The sequence below is a fragment of the Mycoplasma sp. P36-A1 genome, from assembly GCF_049478495.1.
GTDB lineage: Bacteria > Bacillota_I > Bacilli_A > JAJDGJ01 > JAJDGJ01 > P36-A1.
Genome location: NZ_CP168083.1, coordinates 492574 through 513600 on the forward strand (window position 1 = coordinate 492574; position 21027 = coordinate 513600).

The window sequence follows — 21027 nt, forward strand, 5'->3', positions numbered from 1 at the left end:
AGAATAGGGGAGAATTATGAAAACTTTTAATCTTGATCAACACAACATAGCATTTAAAAATATAGTTTCAGGACCAGCGCCAGTAGGTAGAATTCTTAATTATATTTATTTAGCTGGGAATAACTCTTTGAGACATAAAAATGGAAATAGAAAAATTAATTTAGAAAATAATATTGGTTATGCCTGGACAACAGAATTAATGATTGGGTTGAACCTTGTTTCGTTAGGTTCTGCAATAGGCGATTCTTTTATATTGGATTTAACAAGTGAAGGAAAAAGAATATTCGATTATTTTGGAAGTGCATCACCAGACTTTGATGAAGGGTTTAGACTTGCTAATATAAAAAACGTAAAAAAACAGATGGTTACTATTAATCCAAATTTATATGATGAATTTAAAAATGTATTCTTTTCATCTATTCCTTTTAAAATTCTACGAGAATATTTGTTAGAATATGGATTTTATTATAATCAAAGAAAAGATTTTATTGATGATTATTTTGAAACAACAAAAACAATTTATGATATTGACCCAACACCATATGAACGTGGATCAAGAACATCTACTGGTGAGAACAGGGTTCCTAGTCTTTTGCAGTTATGTACTTTGTTTGAAGTGCTTAAAGAGGAAAATGGAACTTTAACGTTCGATAGTCAGGTTATATCAAATATTGCGGATAGTAGTTTGAAAGAAAAGAAAATTACAAAAGAAGAAATTAATGAAATAGAAAAAAAAGATAAAATCATGTATAAAGAATTAGTGGATTTAGCCAACAAATATGGAATTGATGGTACAACACTTGTTAATTCGGTATCTAGAAATAGTTATGTGCAAAGTGTATTTAAGAACAATTTAATGGTTACACAAAATTGTCATTGTATAATGTGTGGAGTTGAAAATAAAGAATTATTAATTGGTTCACATATTAAACCTGCAGCTAACTCTAATGTATATGAGAAAATCGACACAAATAATGGTTTATTACTTTGCTGTAACCACGACAAATTATTTGATAGATATTTAATAACATTTAATTTTATGGATGGATCAATAGAAATATCTAAACTTTTATCTGATGAAGATTTGAAACTATTAAATGTGAATAGGGATTTTGTATTGCCTGCTGATTTACTAACTGAAGAAAGAGTTGCATATTTAATGGAACATAATGCTACTTTCCAAAATAAAGAGGCTAAAAGATAATGATTAGCGAAAGTCAGGCTACATATCTTTCAAACTATATTCAATTAAAAAAAAGTGGTGAAGATTTTTCAAAATTGGGGACATCATTAATGGGTTCTAAAATTTCCTTAAACCCCCATCAAATAGATGCAGCTTTGGCATTTTTTAAAACGCCTTTTCAAAAGGGGTTAATACTAGCTGATGAAGTGGGGTTAGGAAAAACAATAGAAGCTGGGTTGGTAATATCTCAGTATTGGTATGAAAAGAAAAGAAAAATCTTAATTATTTCCCCTGCATCATTAATGAAACAATGGAATGAAGAATTGTATGAAAAATTTTTCTTGGAATCAACATTATTGAGTAGTAAACAATTCAAGAGTGCAGATTTTAAATGGGAAGATAAAATATATATAACTTCGCTACATTCAATTTATTTAAATAAGGAATTATTCAATTCAACTTTTGATTTAGTTGTTATTGATGAGGCTCATAAATTGAGAAATGTTTATAAATCAAACGGTGTAATGGCCCCCGCAATTAAAGAGGCTTTTGCAGGAACAAAAAAACTAATGTTAACTGCTACTCCATTTCAAAATAATCTATTGGAATTGTTTGGTTTGATTTCAATTATTGATGATGAGATTTTTGGTGATGTTGAATTATTTAAAAGCAAGTATATAAACAACTACAACTTAAATAAAGAAGATTTGCACAGTATTTTAGAAAAATACATTGTAAGGACTTTACGAAAAGATGTTGTTAAATATATTAAATATACGAAGCGACTTGTGGAAGTGTTCGAATATGAAAGTACTTTAAAAGAATCTCAATTTTATGAAATGGTTAGTAGTATATTATATAGTGATGATTTTTTAGAATCATATTCCGGTGGACAAAATCAACTATTGATTATATTGCTACAAAAATTATTATCATCATCTTCTTATGCTGTATGTAAAACATTAACAAACATGAAGTATAATTTGCAAAATAAAGAATTACTAGTGATTGATGATATAGAAAATGATGAAGAAGAAAAGATAATTGCAAACAAACCGAATATAAATATAAATAATATAATAAAAAATATAGATAAGTGTTTAGAATTCTCTAAGACAATAACAATTGATAGTAAATATGAGAGTTTAAAAAAAGCTATAGATAGTGCATTTGAATTGCTTTTACAAGATTCGTCAAGAAATAAAAAAATACTTATTTTCACTGAATCAAAACAAACACAAGAATATTTAGCTTATAGATTAAAAAATGATGGATACGATAAAATATTGTCGTTCAATGGAGAAAACAATTCAAAAGAAATTAATAATTTGTATTGTGAATGGTTGGAGAAAACAGATCAAATATCTTCAAATGTTGATAAATCAATAAATGTGCGTAGAGCAATTATTGATGCTTTTGAAAATCAATATGAAATACTGATTGCAACAGATGCTGCGGCTGAAGGACTTAATATGCAATTTTGCTCGATTATGATTAATTATGATCTTCCTTGGAATCCACAGAAAATTGAACAAAGAATTGGAAGATGTCATAGATATGGACAAAAAAATGATGTCATAGTAATGAATATGCTTAATAAGAATAGCTCAATAGATAACAGAATATACACTTTATTGAATACAAAACTTGGAATATTTGAAGAGACATTTGGATCATCAGATTTGATTTTAGGAAATACTAATATTGCAGAAGATATTGAGTTAAGGATTAAAAAAATATATACCTCATGTAGGACTCCTGAAGAGATAAATGAAGCGTTTGAGGAAATGCAAAAAGAGTTTGATAAAGAAATAAAAGAATCTTTGAAAATTTCAGAGGATAAGCTAGAGCAATACTTTGATGAGGAAGTCCAAAGATCATTTGACTTACAATATGTTGAGGCTACAAAACTTGTAAATGAATATGAAATCATCTTTTGGGAATTATTAAAATACACATATTTTAATGATGCTAAATTCAATGAAAATGATTTTACTTTCAAAATGGAAAAATCAAATGAGAACTATTATGTTTCTACTCAAAAAAAGAATTTATCAAATTATCATTATTGTTCTTTAAACAGTGAGCTAGGACAAAGGGTTTTATTGGTTGCTAAAAATAGAAATAACTTGAGTAAGAATACTTTAGATTATACTAATAGTAATGCTAAAATAGGATTTATTGATAATACTGAAAATAAATCTGGACAAATTGTAGTATCAAAAGTTACTTATAATTCGTTTGAGTTAACAGAATCGTTAGTATTATCAGGGAGATTTGATGATGGTACAATAATTCCTGGAGATATATGTCATAAACTGCTTAAATTAGAGTGTGCAGAAACGGCAGTAACAACTACAGATTTCGGTGAACTGAACAAAAGGCATAATCTTGATATAGATAAAACAATTAATGAAATAGAATTAAGAAATGAAAATTTATTTAGAGATGAATCTGAATACATTAATTCATGGGCTGATAATCAAATAGAGTCTATTCAGGTGAAAGTAAAAGAAATGAGAGAGAAAAGAAAAATATTACAGATGGATTTTAATTACGAAAAAGATATTTTAGAAAAAGAAAGAATTCAAAGTGAAATTCATAAACTAAGTAAAAAGATATCACAATCATGGATTTCTTTAGCTGAGGCAGAAGATCAAATAAACGAAAGACGTAATAATTTGATGGTTAATTTATCAAAGGAAAAGAAAAAAGAAATAAATATCGAGAATTTGATAAGTATGGAGTTTATTATACGATGAAACAATTATTTAACGCATTAATGAGTCTGGATTCTAATTCTGCTGTTGGTAGCGACTATGGAATGATTTCCTTTTTATTGTTTATTAAAGAAGAAGATCTGTTCTCGCAAAAAAAAATAGATATCAAAAAATTTGTAGTATATACCTATAGATTCTATCTGGATAATCCAATATTACGAAAAAGAAATTCAAATCGCATGATTCAATGTTTAGAGCTATTTAAACCAGAAGATATGCGAACTTATGTTTTGGCAACACTTGATACAATCAAATCAAGAGTCGAGTATTTAGAATTCGATGAACATTCATTGTGGTTTGATTATGATTTTGACAACTATAATGAATCCCAAAAGAAATTATTTATTAACATAGTAAATATGATGATTAAAAAATATATAGATTTGCCAGGATTTTCATATACATCATCTTTATCTGAAAGTGATTACCAAAATTACCAAGATTTAAAACTTGGTGACAAATTATTTAATAGAGTTTTAGAAAATATAAATTATTGCTTCATTTGTGAAGAAAGTAATGTTTATAATCTGAGATTAGTATTAATAAACTCAGAACATAGTATATATGATACTTATAACTATATTTTATTATGTTCAGAGCATGCAGAAGAATATAGGAAAAAGGTATTCTTTATAGATGAATATGGTTATCCTCATTATTCAAATAGAAGAGGATTAAATCATATTGAAATATCTTGTTTAAAAAAAATAAGAAAACACTTATGAAGGAATTTTACCAAAAAAGACTCATTATTGAGTCTTTTTAAATTTGATAAGTGTATTAGAAATTGTTATTAGAGAACCAATGGGTACTGTTAAGTAGTCATCTAAATTTATAAAATCCAAATTATCATTTACTGCGAGTTGTTGTAAAGCCACAAGTAGTTCCTTTATTGAATTAATTTCTAAAACAATACTTATTATTTTATTATCATCCATTTATTTCACCTCCTATTAATATATACTCAAAAAATTAAAGAATTTCTTTAAATTTAAAAAAGTGTTGCAAAAAATAAACCACAGTGATACACTGGTAGTACAGTGATAAGCGACAGTAGTACTGTCATCACGAGGAGGATGAACTATGACAGTAAATGTAAGTTTTAAATTAACGGAAGATCAATATGAGCAAGTAAAGAATACTGCTGCAAAAAAAAATTTAAGCATAACTGATTACATCAAACAATGCTTAGCTTTAGAAAATGAAATTTTTACAGCAGGAGATGCATTGAGGAGAGCACTAGAAAAATATAAAGACAATAAAGACGAGTTTTCTATACCGGATTTGTATTCAAATTCTGAGTACCAGCAACTAATTGATGATATTGGTATCTCAGGAGCTGCAAGACTTGGTCGCGGTTTTTTTATGATGATAAAAGATCGTGATGATATTGAGTGTCTAGGGCCAAGAAAAGTTGTTGAGTATGGTTTAAGTAGGAAACGCTCTTTTTATAGATTTAAATAGATTTACAAGGAGTATATTATGAATTCAAATACATTAATTGGTATACCTGTAGGTAGAATAGTAGGTATGAAAATAATAAATTCAGATTTCTCTGAGTTTGATACTTCTAATAGTTCAGATCAATGTTTGTTTGATATATTAGATGAAAAAATCAAATCTGGAGATGGATTTGAATTTATAAAAACTAGTAGAAATATAATGATTATTTTACTTAATGATAGATATAGTTATTTATCATCTGATAAATGTATTTATAGTGGACGTACATTTTCAGCTGAAAAGGTGATTGTGAGGATATAGAGAATGTAACTTATTTAAAAAGTATGTCTCTAAATCAATTAGAGCATTTGAAAGATCATCTGATAATTGTTGAAGATACAAAATATATTAACTAAATAGGAGGAAAAATATATGAGTAAAGAACAAGAAATTTTGGATTATTTAGATAGAGAAATTTTTGAGCCAATCTTAAATTCAAACGCGCCAAGTAATATTAAACATGGTGTTAATATTACTAAAGCACGTATTGGGAAATTACCCGCAATCAGTATGGTTGCGTACTATTGGGATTCGTTAGCACAAGATAATGGAATGGATTTTGAAAAGAAAGTAAAAGAGTATGATAGTACTTTAAAAACTTTCTCTGATATAATGAATGAGTTTAGGAATAAGTTTAATGATGCATGGCTTAGCAAATAGTATATCTAGCAAACAATTGATTTCTAATATTGTATTAGATTGTGGAATAACATTAGAACTAGATACTGATTGTAAAGGTAATCCTAAATTGCATAGAGGAAAAAGAGCATTAAAAGATCTATGTTGGTATGAATATAAAATCATATCTAATGATGATTCAATACAATATGATAATATAGCACTTAGTCCTTATTTAATTGATGAAGATATATTAGAACTTGCTAGAGAAAATATAATCAAAAATAAAGTTACTGATCCTAACGCATCTAGACCAAATATCGATTATAAAACTGGAAATATTCATCCTGAAAAAATTAATATTAGTAGTGATAATATTGAAATCAAACAATTTGTATTATGTAAGGGGCTAGGGCCTATTACTGCTATAGAAGAAGGCAGTGATGATTATTACTTGTACAAAACTACAAATAGGCAAAAAGGAAAAAGAGTACATAAAGCATGTTATTATCCAATGATTTCAGAAGATAAAAGCTTAGAGAATAATTGGAGACAACAGCTATTGAGCGAATTATACGCCAAGCTTCAAACCCTTTAAAATAGGGCGGAAATAGGTTACTTCGCATAATACCCTATTATGTCGGTTTTTCGGTAGTATTTCCCAAACTAATATTAAAGAAAATCATACAGATACTGTAATTGATATTTCTACTTATTTTATGATACATAATATATATGTGGTGGATCCCTTTCCAAAAAACTTAAAAATAATCCATCACAGTACCTGAGAAGAGTTTCCCATAACTCTTCTTTTTTTGTATTTTGTAAATTATGTATATGCTATAATTATCTTAATATGTAATCCGTAAGTTTAAACAAAATAGAATAGAAAAGGAATGATAAGGAATGATTAAATCAATATATATGTCAAATTGTGCAACATATTCAGCTGAAGGTGAAAAGATAGAGGACTGTAAGAAAATAAATTTTTTTTATGGACCAAACGGAAGTGGTAAATCCACAATAAGTAATTACCTTTATAACTCAGTAGATTCTAAGTACAACTCATGTACAATTGAATGGGAAAATGATAATCCAATGGATACGCTTGTTTATAATAAGGAATTTAGAGCGCGTCATTTTAAAGAGAATATTGCAGGGGTTTTTACCTTAGGAGCAGATGCTATTGAAGATATTGAAGCTCTTGAGAAAATGAAAACAGATTATGAAAATAAATACGCTGATTCTGAAATAAGAAAGAGAACCTTAAAAGGAAAAAATGAAGAAAGACAAGCGCTTGATACAAGATTTAAAGAAAATGTGTGGAGTAATATTTTTAAGAAAAATGATAGTGATTTTCAAGTGGCGTTTTCCGGGCTAAGAAGTAGTAGAGAAAAATTTAAAGAAGAAGTAATTAATAAATATAATATATCTCATCAATCAGCTGAAACAAGAGAATCAATCATAGAACGTTCAAAATTGTTGTTTTCAGAAAAGCCAGAATTATGTAACCCAATAAATACAAACGATACTAGTTTAACTGAACGACTTGATATAATTGAAAATGATCCAATTTGGTCAAAGACTATCGTTGGAAATAAAGATGTCCCAATAGCAAAACTAATTGGATTTCTAAATAATGCTGATTGGGTTAATAAAGGAAGATCATACATAGGTGAAGATGGTGTTTGCCCATTTTGTCAGCAAAAAACAATTACTAAGGATTTAGAAAATCAGTTAAATGATTTTTTTAATGGTGAGTATGAAAATGATATTGAATACATAAATGAATTAGTAACAGAGTATAGAAGTATCTCAGAACAATTACAATCAAAATATATGGCTATTGTTAATGATGAACATACTACTAATATAGCTAATATAGATACTGTAAAAGCAAATGCATTATTAGATTCATTAAAATCTTCTTTTTCAACTGTTATAGTGGAAATGGAATCTAAGACACGAGAACCGGGGAGTTGTATAGAAATATCTAAAAGTAAACAAGCAATAGAAAATATACTTAAAGTGTTTAATAGCGCTAATGAAGTAATTAATAAGCATAATACAATTGTTGATAATTTCAATGATGAAAAGCAAAAACTAGTTGATGATATTTGGGAATTCTTAGTAACTGAAAATTCTAGTTTAATAAAAGATTATTTAAAAGATGTAGCAAATATAGACAAAGCAATAAAAGGAATAGCAACTATAATATCAGACTGTCAAATTAAATTAAATGAGCTTAATGAAAAGATTGTAGAGGCTGGTAAAAATATTACAAGTGTTCAGCCTACTGTTGATGAAATAAATAGATCTCTAAGAGCCTATGGGTTTACAAATTTTCAAATTGTTCCGTCTAAGCAAATGGATAATTGTTATCAGATTCAAAGAATGGATGGAACGTTAGCAACTAATACATTGAGTGAAGGAGAAGAAACTTTTATTTCATTCCTTTATTTTATGCAACTGGCTAAGGGTTCAATGGATGAAACAAAAGTATCTTCAAGTAAAGTCCTAGTTCTAGATGATCCAATTAGTAGCTTAGATAGCACTGTTTTATATATAGTAAGTTCAATGGTGAAATCACTAGTAAAAGATGTACGTGAAAATAAATCGAACGTTAAACAAGTGTTTGTCCTTACGCATAATGTTTTCTTTCATAAAGAAGCTTCATTTATTAATGGAAGAACAAAAGAGTGTAACGATGTTAATTATTGGATTATTAGCAAAGATTATAATGTAACATCTATACGTAGTTTTGGAAAAGAAAACCCAATAAAAACTTCGTATGAATTGTTGTGGAAAGAATTAAAAACGAATACAAATGCATCGTTAGTAACAACACAAAATATTATGAGAAGAATTATTGAAAACTACTTTGGTATATTAGGTAAGGAAATTGATGATACTATAGTTGAATCGTTTGATTCTGTTGAAGATAAAACAATATGTCGTTCTTTAATAAGTTGGATTAATGATGGATCTCATTCTATACCAGATGATTTTTACATTGATAGTTATACAGATTCCATCGATAGATATAAGCGTGTCTTTAGAGAATTGTTTGTAAACATGAAACATGAAGAACACTATAAAATGATGATGGAAGAGGAGTAATTAATACTTTATAAAATTTATGTCAAATTTAACCTATTTTTTGCACCCCCCAAAAATATGTTGGATTTTCCGACAAAATAGGGTATCAAAATTGCCCTCTAGAACGCATCGAGAATATGAAAACGGGCTGTGGTCAACACTAAAGTGACCATAGCTTGTTTTTGTAGTTACATAATTGTTTATTATACGAAGATAAAAGAAAAAAGGATGTTATTTTGTTTTGTTAAAATACATCCTTTTTATATGACATTGAATTAATGCAAGTTATTTAGATAACATCCTTTTTACCATCCAATCAGATCCAAAGCATCCAGCTGAATCCATTTGGTCATTTACACAATGTGCTTGACCTGGATATTCAGCATAGTATTTGTCTGTTGATGAAATCATATCATAAATTCTCTTTGGCCCATCCACACCAATAATTGGATCCTTCTCAGTGTGGATAATAAGTGTAGGAACAGTAATATTCTTTAATTTATCTGTCACACACATTTCAGTAGACATCTTTGAACATACCTCTAAATCAGGTTCGTTAAATTTCAATTGGAATCCACCTAAATAGAAATTAGGTATTCCAACCCATGGATGTTTAGTTAAATCGTCTGTTCTATCTGTACCACCACGGACAACTAGCCCACAAATATCATCATTAAGTTCACATGCTGCTTGAGTAGCTAAGAATCCCCCGTATGAAATACCATATAAGGCAACTTTATTCCCAACTCTAGAGTCCGCTTTTACATAATCTATTACTTCTTTAACTGCACCAATATAGTTAGTAGTGTTAAGCCACATATGTTCAAAGTATAAACTAGTTCCTTGTCCAGGACCATCGAAGATGATAAAAGGAATTCCTCTTTCATAGAAATCATATGCAATTGCATAGTTTTCTTCTTTAAATCCAGTAGCTCCTGGGATAAATACTAAAACTGGTGAGTCTGTAGGGGTATTATCAGGTATGCAGAAATAACCTTGCATATTTTTACCTTCATATGGAATGTTGACTGTTTCAAAGTTGCTTCCACTTAATTCCCATTGCTTTTGGAAAGTTACAGGAACTTTTCCGTAGATTCTCATTTTCTCATCAGTTAATCCATCATGGATACCATAATCAGCTACACGGAATAATGCATTTGCTCTTCCATAATAATGACTTGCTGACAATAGATTCCCTTCAGCTTCTAATTTTTTTGCATAAGCAAAATGGCGATCACCAATTTCTTCTGCCACATCTACGAAGTCTTCTCTTTGTTCCATTGGAACTAATTCAAAACTTTTACCAACACAAGTACAATCACATTCAGTTCTCTTTGTTAATTCAATAAAGTCTGCAATGTCCATTCCACCTGCAATCATTCTTCCTGGGTTTTGTGCTCCAGGACGTCCACGTACTGCCATAAATTTTCCTACTTATAGTACAATGTACTGTTTTCTTATATTATTATAGTACAATGTACTGTAACAGAAGTCAATATAAAAAAAGAAGAATAACCTTTAGTTACTCTTCTTACTTATAAACAACCTTTATATTCATGATTTAAATAAGAGATAAGTGTTTGTTGTAATGCATTTTGCATAGTAGAACTTTTTATTAATGGATTATTCGAAACTGAAGATGGTGTTGACCAATTAGTAATTATTGATATAAAAACTGTAGCAATATTATGGATTTGATCTAGAGTAACTGATGTATCAATAATCTCATCTTCTTGAAGGACTAACAAACAAGATACGTAATAAGTATATAGCCTTTTTTGAAAATCATTATTAAGTTTAGAAAAATAGTCTGATGCAATAATGAGTTCATTAATGTTGATAAAATAGAATGGATATTTTAATTGATTTTGTTCTGCCTTATTAAAAGATTTTACTAGATCATCTAATAAGTCTTTCCCTTTTAAAGAAGAACAAAAGAAAAATGAAAAATCATCATGTAATTCGGAAACTATTTCAATAACTAAATCTTCTTTTTTTTTGAAATGATATGTCAAGTTTCCTATTGTAGTCCCTGCTTCAGTAGCAATCCTTCTTAAAGAAACATTTTCATAACCTTCTTCATTGAAAAGCCTAACAGCAGTATCACGTATGCTTTCCTTTGTTGTCATAATAATCCACTCCTCTTTTATATGTAAGCATATTCTATCATATATATACTTGTTGATACAAACTAATATATAAAAATAATTTAGTGTAATTAGTAGTATTGTAAATGTAAAATGAAAATGTTGTTTAACCGCTATTTTATGGGCTTTTGTAAACTTATTTGTACACTGGGAGCATACTAATTATACACAGGGTTGATGTATAATATAAGAGAGGGTGTGTTTATATGTCTGATAGGAAAGCTTTTTTTATAGTTTATCCAGGATGATTACATGTTACTGGAAGATAACGGCATTTATCACATCCATCTTAACTTATCAGAAAGAATAATAACCACAATAGAATATAATCTTTTTAATGCGCTCAAAGTACAGTATTTATTTAATGCTGTACTTTTTTTTGCGCTTTTTTTAAGAAATGCCCTATACATTTCCAATTTTCATGGGAGTTAATGAGAGGTAATTGATCAATACCTTTCATCTCATGAAAGGATGATGTTTAAATGACCTGTCTTTTAGTAGATGTTAATCTAAGAGATCTGTATCCTAGCTTGTATGAAAAAGACACTATAATTCAACTTAAAGTTGAATTGATAGATGTTTTCAATGACTATTATAGAGCAGAACATACATATAAAGAACAGATTAGAAGAAACAAGGCCTATTATTATTTGGATCAATATGAATGGTTGGAAAAGTATGCAATTAATAAAGTACCAACTCCTGCTGAAATACTTTGTGCTAAAGAAACTGAATTAAAAATGGAGAATGCAAAACTTCAATTAGAAGAAGCAATATCTAATTTAAGTGATATTCAAAAAAGACGAGTACATAAGTATTTTTACGAGGGTAAGAACACTGTAGAGATTGCTAAAGAAGAAGGTGTTAAACAATCTTCAGTTAGTGAATCATTAATTACATCATTAAAGAAACTTAAACAAATCATTAAAATTAATCCAATGAGTGAAGAAGATTAATCCTTATAAGTTACTGAACCTGATCAATTCAGTAACTTTTTTTATTTTATTTCAAAATATGCCCTATATATTCTCAAATTCCATGGTAATAGATGAAGGGAAATAAATTGCCCTTTAGATTGTTGGTAAACAAATCTATTAGATCCTTGAAAATTGAATAGGTGTAGTAGTACTTTACCTGTATGTAATAGCCGATACAAGAATGCGCATATATTCTTTATTTACAAGAATGCGAGTGGTATTGAATAGGTTCAATACGTAAAGCTGATAGTCACAGCTATGGCCGTAACTATATATAGGGGATAATGATACTTGCGTAATGGCCCTCGGTAGAACGGGGTGGTGAGATTCCAATGAAGGCCCTCTAACTAAGGGCCTGCTATGAACCAGATAGAAATACCTATCGACATTATTACTTAATGTGCAAATTATTTTTTTGCATGTTAGTAAGATTTTTGATTATTCAGTATATTGACAGTAGCTTAATTGCTACGCGTTTTAAATAAGAACAAGAGAAAGGATGATATATATATGGAAAACATAAAAGAAAACAAACCGTATTTAGAAGTACCTAAGTTTACAGGACGTAATGTTCCTATTTCAGAGTTAGCTAAAGCTATGAATAAAAGTGAAATGTATATTAGATTAGCTCTTCAACAAGGTATCTTAACATTTGGTTGTGCAATGAAGATTAACGACTCAAGTGAATATACTTACTATTGCTCTGATAAAAGAGTATGGGAAGAGACAGGATATTTCAATGAAATCGCCTAAAGGTTTCGGTAGCGTAAGCAAATTAAGCGGAAATAGAAGAAAGCCTTATGTTGTTAGAGTTGTAAGTGGATATGATATTGATCCAAAGAAGGAAACCGTTAAAACAAAAATGGTTATTATCGGATATGCAGCTACTCGTAGGGAAGGTAAAATGATATTAGCAGATTACCACAATAATCCTTATGATTTAGATAGTGCACAAATTACTTTTAAAGAAGTATATGAAAGATATAGTCTTGAAAAGTATGGAACGATTACACCTGGACAAAAGAATTCATATCATGCAGCTTATATAACTGCAGAATCACTTCACAGTAAAGCATTTAGAGATCTAAAAACAGCAGATTATCAAAGACTGATTGATACATGTGGAAAGCATTATCCGTCTTTAAAGAGATTAAAATATTTATTCTCTCAGATGTATAAGTATGCATTAAAGAATGATATATGTAATAAGGATTATTCTCCTTTTATTGATATAACAAAATATAAGGATGTTAATCCTAATGCATATAATCGTAAAAACTTTACAACTGAGGATATAGAAGAACTTTGGAAGAGAAGTGATGAACCTTATTATCAAGTAGTCCTTATCCTTATATATACAGGACTAAGAATAGGTGAACTTCTTAATCTAAAAAAAGAAACTGTCCATCTTGATGAACAGTGGTTTGAAGTAACTGAATCAAAAACTATTAATGGTATAAGAAGAGTGCCTATTGCTGATAAAGTTTTACCATTCTTTAAAAGTTGGTATGAATCTACAGATGAATGTGAATACTTAATACATTCACCAAGCAATGAACAATTCTCATATCGTAACTATTACGATTCTTATTTTATGCCTTTAATGAAAAGGTTAGATATGACGCAGACTCCTCACTGTTGTAGACATACTTGTGTAAGTCTATTAGCAACAGCTGAAGTAAACCAAACAGTCATTAAGAAGATTGTTGGTCACTCTGGAGCAATGTCACTTACTGAAAAGGTTTATACTCATTTTGATATGCAGGTGTTAATTGATGCAATCAACAAGATCTAAAGGGAGACCACATATTCTCTCTTCAATTCTCTGGCGCATAGTTCCTGGACTAGGGATTTTACGTGTGAGATTACTGAGGGTCATGTGGGAACACTAAAAAACCCGAGTGGTTGCAACAATGATGCATCTTCAACGCAACAGGTATAAATCTCTGATAATTAAGAGCCAATGGTAATGTGTTCTTAGTGAAGAACAAGGAATATCTCCCCAGGTCCCATGAATTGCGGTGGAATCTCATGACTTGCAACAAAGTTTGCAACAATGGATACTTCAATCGGCCAAAAAGCCCATCAAATAAGGGTTTAAAAAGAGACCTCAATTCCCAAAACGTTAATTATATACGATTACAAAAAACAAGATTTTGGATTTATTTCCAAAGTCTTTTTTTTGTGTGTAAACAACACATATATAATATAAATAAAACCAATTCAACTTAAAAATTAGAGATAATCAAGAACATATTTAATATAGTGTTATACAGTTATTAATAATGAGTTAAAAAGTTAAGTAAATATATATAATAATCATATTTATATTGACTTTAAATAAGAAACTGATAAAATCAAATATAGTTAGTTATATCTAACTGTTCAGTTTAGATACACTAATGCAAAGCAAGGAGTGAGTTATATTAATAATTATAAAACTAGTATAAGCTTATTAGGTTTATTGATAATAATAGGAGTATTATCATTATTTGTTGGAGTTTATGAAGTAAATATCATAGATGTTTTAAAAAGAAATGATTCAGTACAATTAGAAATGCTTATATTATCTAGATTACCAAGATTATTGGCCATAGTATGTACAGGTATGGGATTGAGTGTTGCAGGTTTAATAATGCAAAAGTTGTGTATGAATAAATTCGTATCCCCATCAACAGGTGCTACAATTTCATCAGCTCAATTAGGAATACTATTAGCATTACTATTTCTACCTAATTCTACGATAGTTTCAAGAGCAATATTAGCATTTATTGCATCACTAATAGGAACATTAATATTTGTTTGGTTTATTCAAAAAATGCAATTTAAAGAAATAGTAATGGTACCACTTGTAGGAATTATGTTTTCAAATATAGTTGGGGGAATTACAAGTTTTATAGCATTTAGATATGAAATGACACAGGCATTAGCAACTTGGCTTACTGGTAGCTTTTCATTAATAATCAAAGATCGTTATGAAATAGTATTTTTAGTAGTACCACTTTTAATAATCGCCTTTGTTTTTGCCAATCACTTTAATATAGTAGGACTTGGAAAAGATTTCTCAAAAAATTTAGGAGTAAATTATCAGGTTATCTTATTTGTAGGATTAGCAATAGCTGCAATGTTAACATCAAGTATAGTAGTAATAGTTGGAAGCATATCATATATTGGCTTAATAGTACCTAATTTAGTATCAATGTATAAAGGTGATCACTTAAAAGGAACATTAATCGATACAGCATTAGCTGGAGCACTATTTGTCTTAATATGCGATATTATAGGTCGTACTTTAATTGCTCCTTATGAATTACCAATAGATTTAATTGTCGGTGTTCTAGGAAGTGTCATATTTGTTGCACTACTATTCTATCGATTAAGATATGGAAACAAATCAATATCTATAGTATTAAATGAAAGAAAAAATTCTAAAGTATTGAAACTAAAAAACAAGGAGATTCTAGACAATGAATATTGAAATATTACAAAGTAAAAATAACCGTATTATTGCGGTATTGATAGCTGTATCTTTTATTAGTTGTTTAGCATATACTTTCTATAAATTAAATCCTAGTCAAATAGGATATGCAATGTCATTGCGAATGCCTAAATTAATAGTTATGGCTATAGTAGCATATGCCATTGGAAAAGCCTCAATTATTTTTCAATCAATAATAAACAATACTATAGTAACACCTTGTTTATTAGGAATGAATTCATTATATACATTAATTCATACATCAGTAGTATTCTTTTTAGGATCACAAAGCATATTTGCAAGAGATGCTAATATATCATTTCTACTTGATTTAATACTTATGGGAGTAGTTGCAACAGTAATATATAAATACCTTTTTGAAAAGACAAAATATAATGTCTTATATGTTTTATTAACAGGAACCATCTTAGCTTCATTTTTTACAAGTATACAATCTTCAATGATAAGAGTAATGGATCCAAATGAATATGATGCTTTACTATCATCACTAGTTGCCAGCTTTTCAAATATAAATTCAAATTTAATAGGAATATCAATAGTAGCTTTAGTAGTAATAACATTTTTATTAAGAAAACAGACTAAACTTCTAGATGTAATAGCCTTAGGAAAAGATCAAGCAATTAATTTAGGTGTAGATTTTGATAAGACAATTACCAAACTATTGCTTGGAGTAACCTTATACATAGCAGTTGCTACTGCTTTAGTAGGACCAATATCATTTTTAGGATTAATAATTGCTAACTTATCAAGACAATTACTACAAACATATAAACATAGTTATTTAATTGCAGGATGTGTATTTATAGGAGTTGTTGTTTTAGTGGTAGCGCAGACAGTTGTAGAAAGAATATATATTTATTCAATGCCAATAAGTGTTTTTATTTCAGTAGCAGGTGGTTGTTATTTTCTATATTTATTATTAAAACAAAGAAAGGCATACTAAAATGAAAATAAGTAATTTATTTAAAAGATATGATAACAAAACAGTAGTAAATGATGTCAATATTGAAATACCAGAGAAAAAGATAACTGCATTTATCGGTCCAAATGGTGCTGGTAAATCAACTGTAATGAGTATGATATCAAGATTGATAGAGACAGAAGAAGGAGCAATTCATTTTAAAGGTAAAGAGATAAAAGACTGGAAAAGTAAAGAACTAGCAAAAAAGTTAGCAATACTAACACAGTCAAATTCTATAACTATGAAGTTAACAGTTAAAGAATTAGTAGCGTTTGGAAGATTTCCACACAGTGGTTCATATATTAATAAGCATGACAAAGAGATAATCGATAAAGCAATAAATTATATGGAATTAGATGAATTTAAAGATCGATTTATTGATGAATTATCAGGTGGGCAAAGACAAAGAGCTTACATTGCAATGGTCATAGCACAAGATACAGATTATATTTTATTAGATGAACCAACTAATAATTTAGACATCTACCATGCAACAAAACTGATGAAATTAGTAAGAAAATTATGTGATGATCTTGATAAAACAGTAATCATGGTCTTACATGAAATAAATTATGCAGCTTTTTATTCAGATTATATCTGTGCCTTTAAAAATGGTGAGGTTGCAAAATTTGGACAAGTGTCTGAAGTAATCAATAAAGAAACACTATCACACATTTATCATGTTGATTTTGAAATTCTTGATATTGATGGAAAGCCAATGTCTATATATTATTAAAAATAAGGAGAACATTAAAAATGTTTAAAAAAATCACAGCATTATTAGCAGCAATTATTTTAGCAATAGGAGTAAGTGCTTGCTCAAATTCAAGCACAACTACAAATGAAGCAGAAACAGTTAGTGTAAAAACACTAAATGCAGAAGGAAAAGAAGTAGATATAGAAGTTAAAAACAATGCTCAAAAAATTGCGATACTAGATCTTGCAGTTTTAGATATGTTAGATGCTTGGAATTTAGCTGATAGAGTAGTTGGTATGCCAAAAGGATCACAAGTTGAATATTTAAAAAAATATAATGAAAATGATAACATTAAAGATTTAGAACATTAAAAGAAGTAGACATGGAAGCATTATCTTCTATTAATCCAGATATCATCTTTATTGGTGGAAGATTAAGTGATCAGTATGATAGTCTTTCAAAAATTGCACCAGTAATATATTTGAGTACTGATTATGATAAAGGTGTAATTAAAAGTACAAAAGATAATGTAGTGAATGTCGCAAAAATATTTAATAAAACAGATGAAGCTACAAAATTAACTGATAGCTTTGATACAAGAATTGCAGCTCTTGCAACAAAAGCAAAAGGTAAAAATGCAATTGCAGGAATGGTTACAAATTCATCATTTAATACAATGGGAAATGAAAGTCGTGCTTCTTTAATAATGAATGAAGTAGGATTTACTAACCTAGCAGAAAACATTAACTCTACGCATGGAAATGAATCTTCATTTGAATTACTTGTAGAAAAAAATCCTGAATATATATTTGCTTTAGACCGTGATTCTGCAATAAATGCTAAAGGTGCAAAGCTTGCAGAAGAAGTAATGAATAATGCTCTTGTTAAAAAGACAAAAGCTTCAATCGATAATAAAATATTTTATCTAAACCCTGCAGCTTGGTATCTAGTATCAGGCGGTATTACATCAACTGATATAATGATTCAAGACTTAGAAAAAGCTTTAGGATAAATAATTGTAAAAGTAGCGCCATTTTAAGGCGCTACTTTTAATATTTACTCAAAATACACACTTACATAACAAATTATTATTGTATAATACTTTAATGTGATATAGTATACATATACTAATAATTAAAAAAGGTGGTTTTAATGGTGGCTATAGGGAAATCTTTAGAAGATTATCTTGAAGCTATTTATCGAATAGCTAAAGAAAAAGGTACTGTTAGGTCAATTGATGTTGCAAGATATTTAGGTTTTTCAAAGCCAAGTGTCTCAATTGCAGTCAAAGAATTGAAAAATAGAGACTTAATAGAAACAGATGAAAATGGTTATTTGCAATTCACTTCTAATGGCTTGATAGAAGCAGATAAAATTTTTGAAAGACATACATTCTTTAAAAATATGCTAATAAAATGTGGCGTAAATGATCTATTAGCAGAACAAGATGCCTGTAAGCTTGAACATGATATAAGTGATGAAAGCTTTCAAAAATTAAAAGAAACATATATTAAAAATCATGAATAAAATATAAAAGACAATAGCTTATAAAACTATTGTCTTTTATATTTTAAACAAATTGCTTTTTCCATAAAAACATAATGATTGCTGCTTTGATTGGATAATGCCTTAATGAATCGTTTTTCAAAACGACAATTTTTGAATAAGTACACTTTTCTAACCTAATAACATAACTTTTCTTATGTTTAATACTAGAAATATAATGACTTACATTAAAATGATTTTTAAAGAATGCTTTTAATTTATGAATACAATAAAAATCAAGTTTCTCATTATGAATTGCTGAAAAAAAGTTTAGACTTTCCATATTTGTTTCAATATCATGCATATGTAATATCCTCCTACACTTTTTCTTTAGATGTAAAATGATAATAACACTTAATTGCTTAAAAAAGCTAGTACATTGCCTATATAAAAGTTATAACACAAATAATTCAAACCATTATCTAAAATATGTATATTTGGACAAATATAAGCTAAATACTATATAAATACTTATATGTATGTCAATTGAAAATTATTTTTTTCTAGTATTAAAAAAGCCTCTAATTATTGAATTAGTAATCTCTTTTCCAATTTTACCAAGATATTTATTAATAGTATTATTCATTTGTTGTTGTTTCTTGGTATTTTCTTTCTCTAATTTTTTTTGTTGTTTCAATTCTTCTTGAGAATTTTGTTCTTTTAGTTTTTCATTTTGAAGTTTTAATTCATTATTTTCATTTTCAGCTTTTATCATTTCAAAAGCTGAGTTATTATCAATAACATCTTTATATTTAGCATATAAAGGATTACTCATAATTATATTATTGATTATGTTTTGATCTGCAACTCCAATTTTACTTTGTGGAGGTAAAACCGTAGCAAACTGACTGATTTGAGGAATACCTTTAGCATCTAAAAAGGAAATTATAGCCTCTCCAGTTCCAAGCTCATTAATTTTAGTAGCAGTATCAAATTCAGGATTAGCTCTAAAAGACATAGCAGCTGCTTTAACACCTTTTTGTTCTTTTTCAGTATATGCATGTAAAGCATGTTGAATCTTATTACCTAATTGGCCTAAAATGCTATCAGGAATATCTGAAGGATTCTGAGTTATAAAAAAGATACCAACACCTTTAGATCTAATTAGCTTGATAATTTGTGAAATAGTATCTATTAATTGAGATGAAGCATTATTGAATAATAAGTGAGCTTCATCAAAGAAAAAGACTACTTTAGGCTTACTTAAATCACCGACTTCAGGTAGTGTTTCATATAGTTCAGTTAACAACCATAACATAAAGGTAGAATACAATAAAGGTGAATTAATCAATTTAGTACAATTTAAAATATTAACCATACCAACAGCGTTATTTATTGTTAAAATATCATTGATATCAACTTCAGGATCATTAAAAAATTCATCAGCACCACTTGCTTCTAAATTTACTAAGTATCTTAAAATAGCCTCTGCACTTTGCTTAGATACTAAACCATAATCATTAACAAATAAATCTGCATTATCTTTAACATATGTAAGTAAAGCTTTTAAATCCTTCATATCAATTAATAACATTTTTTTATCATCAGCAATTTTAAAAATAATTTTTAAAATACTAGTTTGAACATCATTAAGTTGTAAAATTCTAGCTAGTAAATCTGGTCCTAAATCACTTATAGTACTTCTAATAGCAGTACCATCATTTCCATAAACATCCCAAAAAGAAACACTATTAGCTTCAAACTTAAAATCATTAACTTTAATTTTAGCTAATCGTTCATTTAATTTTTCACTGGCTTCACCAGCAACACTCATACCAGATAAATCACCTTTTATATCTGCTAAAAATACTGGAACGCCTGCTTTGGAAAAAGACTCAGCTAATACTTGTAAACTAATAGTTTTACCAGTACCTGTTGCTCCACAAATAAGTCCATGTCTATTAGCCATACTTAAATCTAATAGTATAGGATCTTGTGCCATAGCAAACATAATTTGATTTTCATTTTCTAAATACATATATAACAAACCCCTCTTTTTTTCTTTAATATATAAATAA

The 21027-nt window shown here is 28.5% G+C and carries 22 protein-coding genes; 17 read left to right on the forward strand and 5 right to left on the reverse strand.

What is annotated here, in order from left to right; genetic code table 4:
- Positions 1-16 precede the first annotated feature (16 nt).
- The 3 genes from ACD762_RS02180 to ACD762_RS02190 are packed head-to-tail and all read left to right on the forward strand — an operon-like array spanning position 17 to position 4760.
- Positions 17-1204, forward strand: a complete 1188-nt coding sequence (locus ACD762_RS02180; protein ID WP_412893644.1) for an HNH endonuclease — start codon at positions 17-19, stop codon at positions 1202-1204.
- The gene (locus tag ACD762_RS02185; protein ID WP_423364228.1) at positions 1204-3966 is read left to right on the forward strand and encodes an SNF2-related protein; all 2763 of its coding nucleotides are present in this window, start codon (positions 1204-1206) and stop codon (positions 3964-3966) included. Before ACD762_RS02180 ends, ACD762_RS02185 begins: the two co-directional genes overlap by 1 nt.
- Positions 3942-4760, forward strand: coding sequence for a hypothetical protein (locus tag ACD762_RS02190; RefSeq protein ID WP_423364229.1), 819 nt, complete (start codon positions 3942-3944; stop codon positions 4758-4760). The genes ACD762_RS02185 and ACD762_RS02190 overlap by 25 nt, the downstream gene beginning before the upstream one ends.
- Here ACD762_RS02190 and ACD762_RS02195 read toward each other — a convergent pair.
- Entirely contained in the window at positions 4713-4901 is a 189-nt protein-coding gene (locus ACD762_RS02195) for a hypothetical protein (protein ID WP_412893646.1), read from the reverse strand. The genes ACD762_RS02190 and ACD762_RS02195 overlap by 48 nt on opposite strands.
- Positions 4902-5046: 145 nt before the next feature.
- Between ACD762_RS02195 and ACD762_RS02200 the strand changes: the two genes are divergently transcribed.
- From ACD762_RS02200 to ACD762_RS02220, 5 genes are all read left to right on the forward strand, one after another.
- Complete coding sequence (locus ACD762_RS02200; RefSeq protein ID WP_412893771.1) at positions 5047-5427, forward strand: hypothetical protein; 381 nt, start codon at positions 5047-5049, stop codon at positions 5425-5427.
- Positions 5428-5445: 18 nt separating this feature from the next.
- Positions 5446-5727 carry a hypothetical protein gene (locus tag ACD762_RS02205; RefSeq protein WP_412893770.1) on the forward strand — a complete coding sequence of 94 codons (282 nt, stop codon included), beginning with the start codon at positions 5446-5448 and terminating at the stop codon, positions 5725-5727.
- 111 nt (positions 5728-5838) lie between these two features.
- Positions 5839-6126 carry a hypothetical protein gene (locus tag ACD762_RS02210; RefSeq protein ID WP_412893769.1) on the forward strand — a complete coding sequence of 96 codons (288 nt, stop codon included), beginning with the start codon at positions 5839-5841 and terminating at the stop codon, positions 6124-6126.
- Positions 6083-6682, forward strand: coding sequence for a hypothetical protein (locus tag ACD762_RS02215; RefSeq protein ID WP_423364230.1), 600 nt, complete (start codon positions 6083-6085; stop codon positions 6680-6682). Before ACD762_RS02210 ends, ACD762_RS02215 begins: the two co-directional genes overlap by 44 nt.
- Before the next feature lie 308 nt (positions 6683-6990).
- Complete coding sequence (locus tag ACD762_RS02220; RefSeq protein WP_412893767.1) at positions 6991-9204, forward strand: AAA family ATPase; 2214 nt, start codon at positions 6991-6993, stop codon at positions 9202-9204.
- A gap of 264 nt (positions 9205-9468) precedes the next feature.
- Here the strand turns inward: ACD762_RS02220 and ACD762_RS02225 are convergent, their stop codons facing one another.
- Together ACD762_RS02225 and ACD762_RS02230 are read right to left on the reverse strand one after the other, a co-directional pair.
- On the reverse strand, positions 9469-10605 hold the full coding sequence (locus ACD762_RS02225) for an alpha/beta hydrolase (RefSeq protein WP_412893766.1): 1137 nt from the start codon (positions 10603-10605) through the stop codon (positions 9469-9471).
- Positions 10606-10718: 113 nt separating this feature from the next.
- Positions 10719-11312 carry a TetR/AcrR family transcriptional regulator gene (locus ACD762_RS02230; protein ID WP_412893765.1) on the reverse strand — a complete coding sequence of 198 codons (594 nt, stop codon included), beginning with the start codon at positions 11310-11312 and terminating at the stop codon, positions 10719-10721.
- A gap of 500 nt (positions 11313-11812) precedes the next feature.
- On the opposite strand from ACD762_RS02230, the gene ACD762_RS02235 reads away from it, so the two are divergent.
- The 9 genes from ACD762_RS02235 (at position 11813) to ACD762_RS02275 (ending at position 18991) form a co-directional block, all read left to right on the forward strand.
- Positions 11813-12286, forward strand: a complete 474-nt coding sequence (locus ACD762_RS02235) for a sigma-70 family RNA polymerase sigma factor (protein ID WP_412893764.1) — start codon at positions 11813-11815, stop codon at positions 12284-12286.
- A 531-nt stretch (positions 12287-12817) separates the two neighbouring features.
- Positions 12818-13060 (forward strand): hypothetical protein, encoded by a 243-nt coding sequence (locus ACD762_RS02240; RefSeq protein ID WP_412893763.1) that lies wholly within the window; start codon positions 12818-12820, stop codon positions 13058-13060.
- Complete coding sequence (locus ACD762_RS02245) at positions 13047-14102, forward strand: tyrosine-type recombinase/integrase (RefSeq protein WP_412893762.1); 1056 nt, start codon at positions 13047-13049, stop codon at positions 14100-14102. Before ACD762_RS02240 ends, ACD762_RS02245 begins: the two co-directional genes overlap by 14 nt.
- 621 nt (positions 14103-14723) lie before the next feature.
- Positions 14724-15800 carry an ABC transporter permease gene (locus ACD762_RS02250; protein WP_423364231.1) on the forward strand — a complete coding sequence of 359 codons (1077 nt, stop codon included), beginning with the start codon at positions 14724-14726 and terminating at the stop codon, positions 15798-15800.
- Positions 15775-16749 carry an iron chelate uptake ABC transporter family permease subunit gene (locus tag ACD762_RS02255; protein ID WP_423364232.1) on the forward strand — a complete coding sequence of 325 codons (975 nt, stop codon included), beginning with the start codon at positions 15775-15777 and terminating at the stop codon, positions 16747-16749. The genes ACD762_RS02250 and ACD762_RS02255 overlap by 26 nt, the downstream gene beginning before the upstream one ends.
- A 1-nt stretch (position 16750) precedes the next feature.
- Complete coding sequence (locus tag ACD762_RS02260; protein ID WP_423364233.1) at positions 16751-17503, forward strand: ABC transporter ATP-binding protein; 753 nt, start codon at positions 16751-16753, stop codon at positions 17501-17503.
- A gap of 20 nt (positions 17504-17523) precedes the next feature.
- Entirely contained in the window at positions 17524-17835 is a 312-nt protein-coding gene (locus tag ACD762_RS02265) for a hypothetical protein (RefSeq protein ID WP_423364235.1), read from the forward strand.
- Positions 17836-17846: 11 nt separating this feature from the next.
- A complete protein-coding gene (locus ACD762_RS02270) occupies positions 17847-18476 on the forward strand; it encodes an ABC transporter substrate-binding protein (protein WP_423364237.1) in 630 nt (209 codons plus the stop codon).
- A gap of 140 nt (positions 18477-18616) precedes the next feature.
- A complete protein-coding gene (locus ACD762_RS02275) occupies positions 18617-18991 on the forward strand; it encodes a metal-dependent transcriptional regulator (RefSeq protein ID WP_423364239.1) in 375 nt (124 codons plus the stop codon).
- A gap of 43 nt (positions 18992-19034) precedes the next feature.
- Here the strand turns inward: ACD762_RS02275 and ACD762_RS02280 are convergent, their stop codons facing one another.
- Positions 19035-19313, reverse strand: coding sequence for a hypothetical protein (locus tag ACD762_RS02280; protein ID WP_423364240.1), 279 nt, complete (start codon positions 19311-19313; stop codon positions 19035-19037).
- Between the two features lie 189 nt (positions 19314-19502).
- Complete coding sequence (locus ACD762_RS02285) at positions 19503-20987, reverse strand: helicase HerA-like domain-containing protein (protein ID WP_423364242.1); 1485 nt, start codon at positions 20985-20987, stop codon at positions 19503-19505.
- Between the last annotated feature and the right edge of the window lie 40 nt (positions 20988-21027).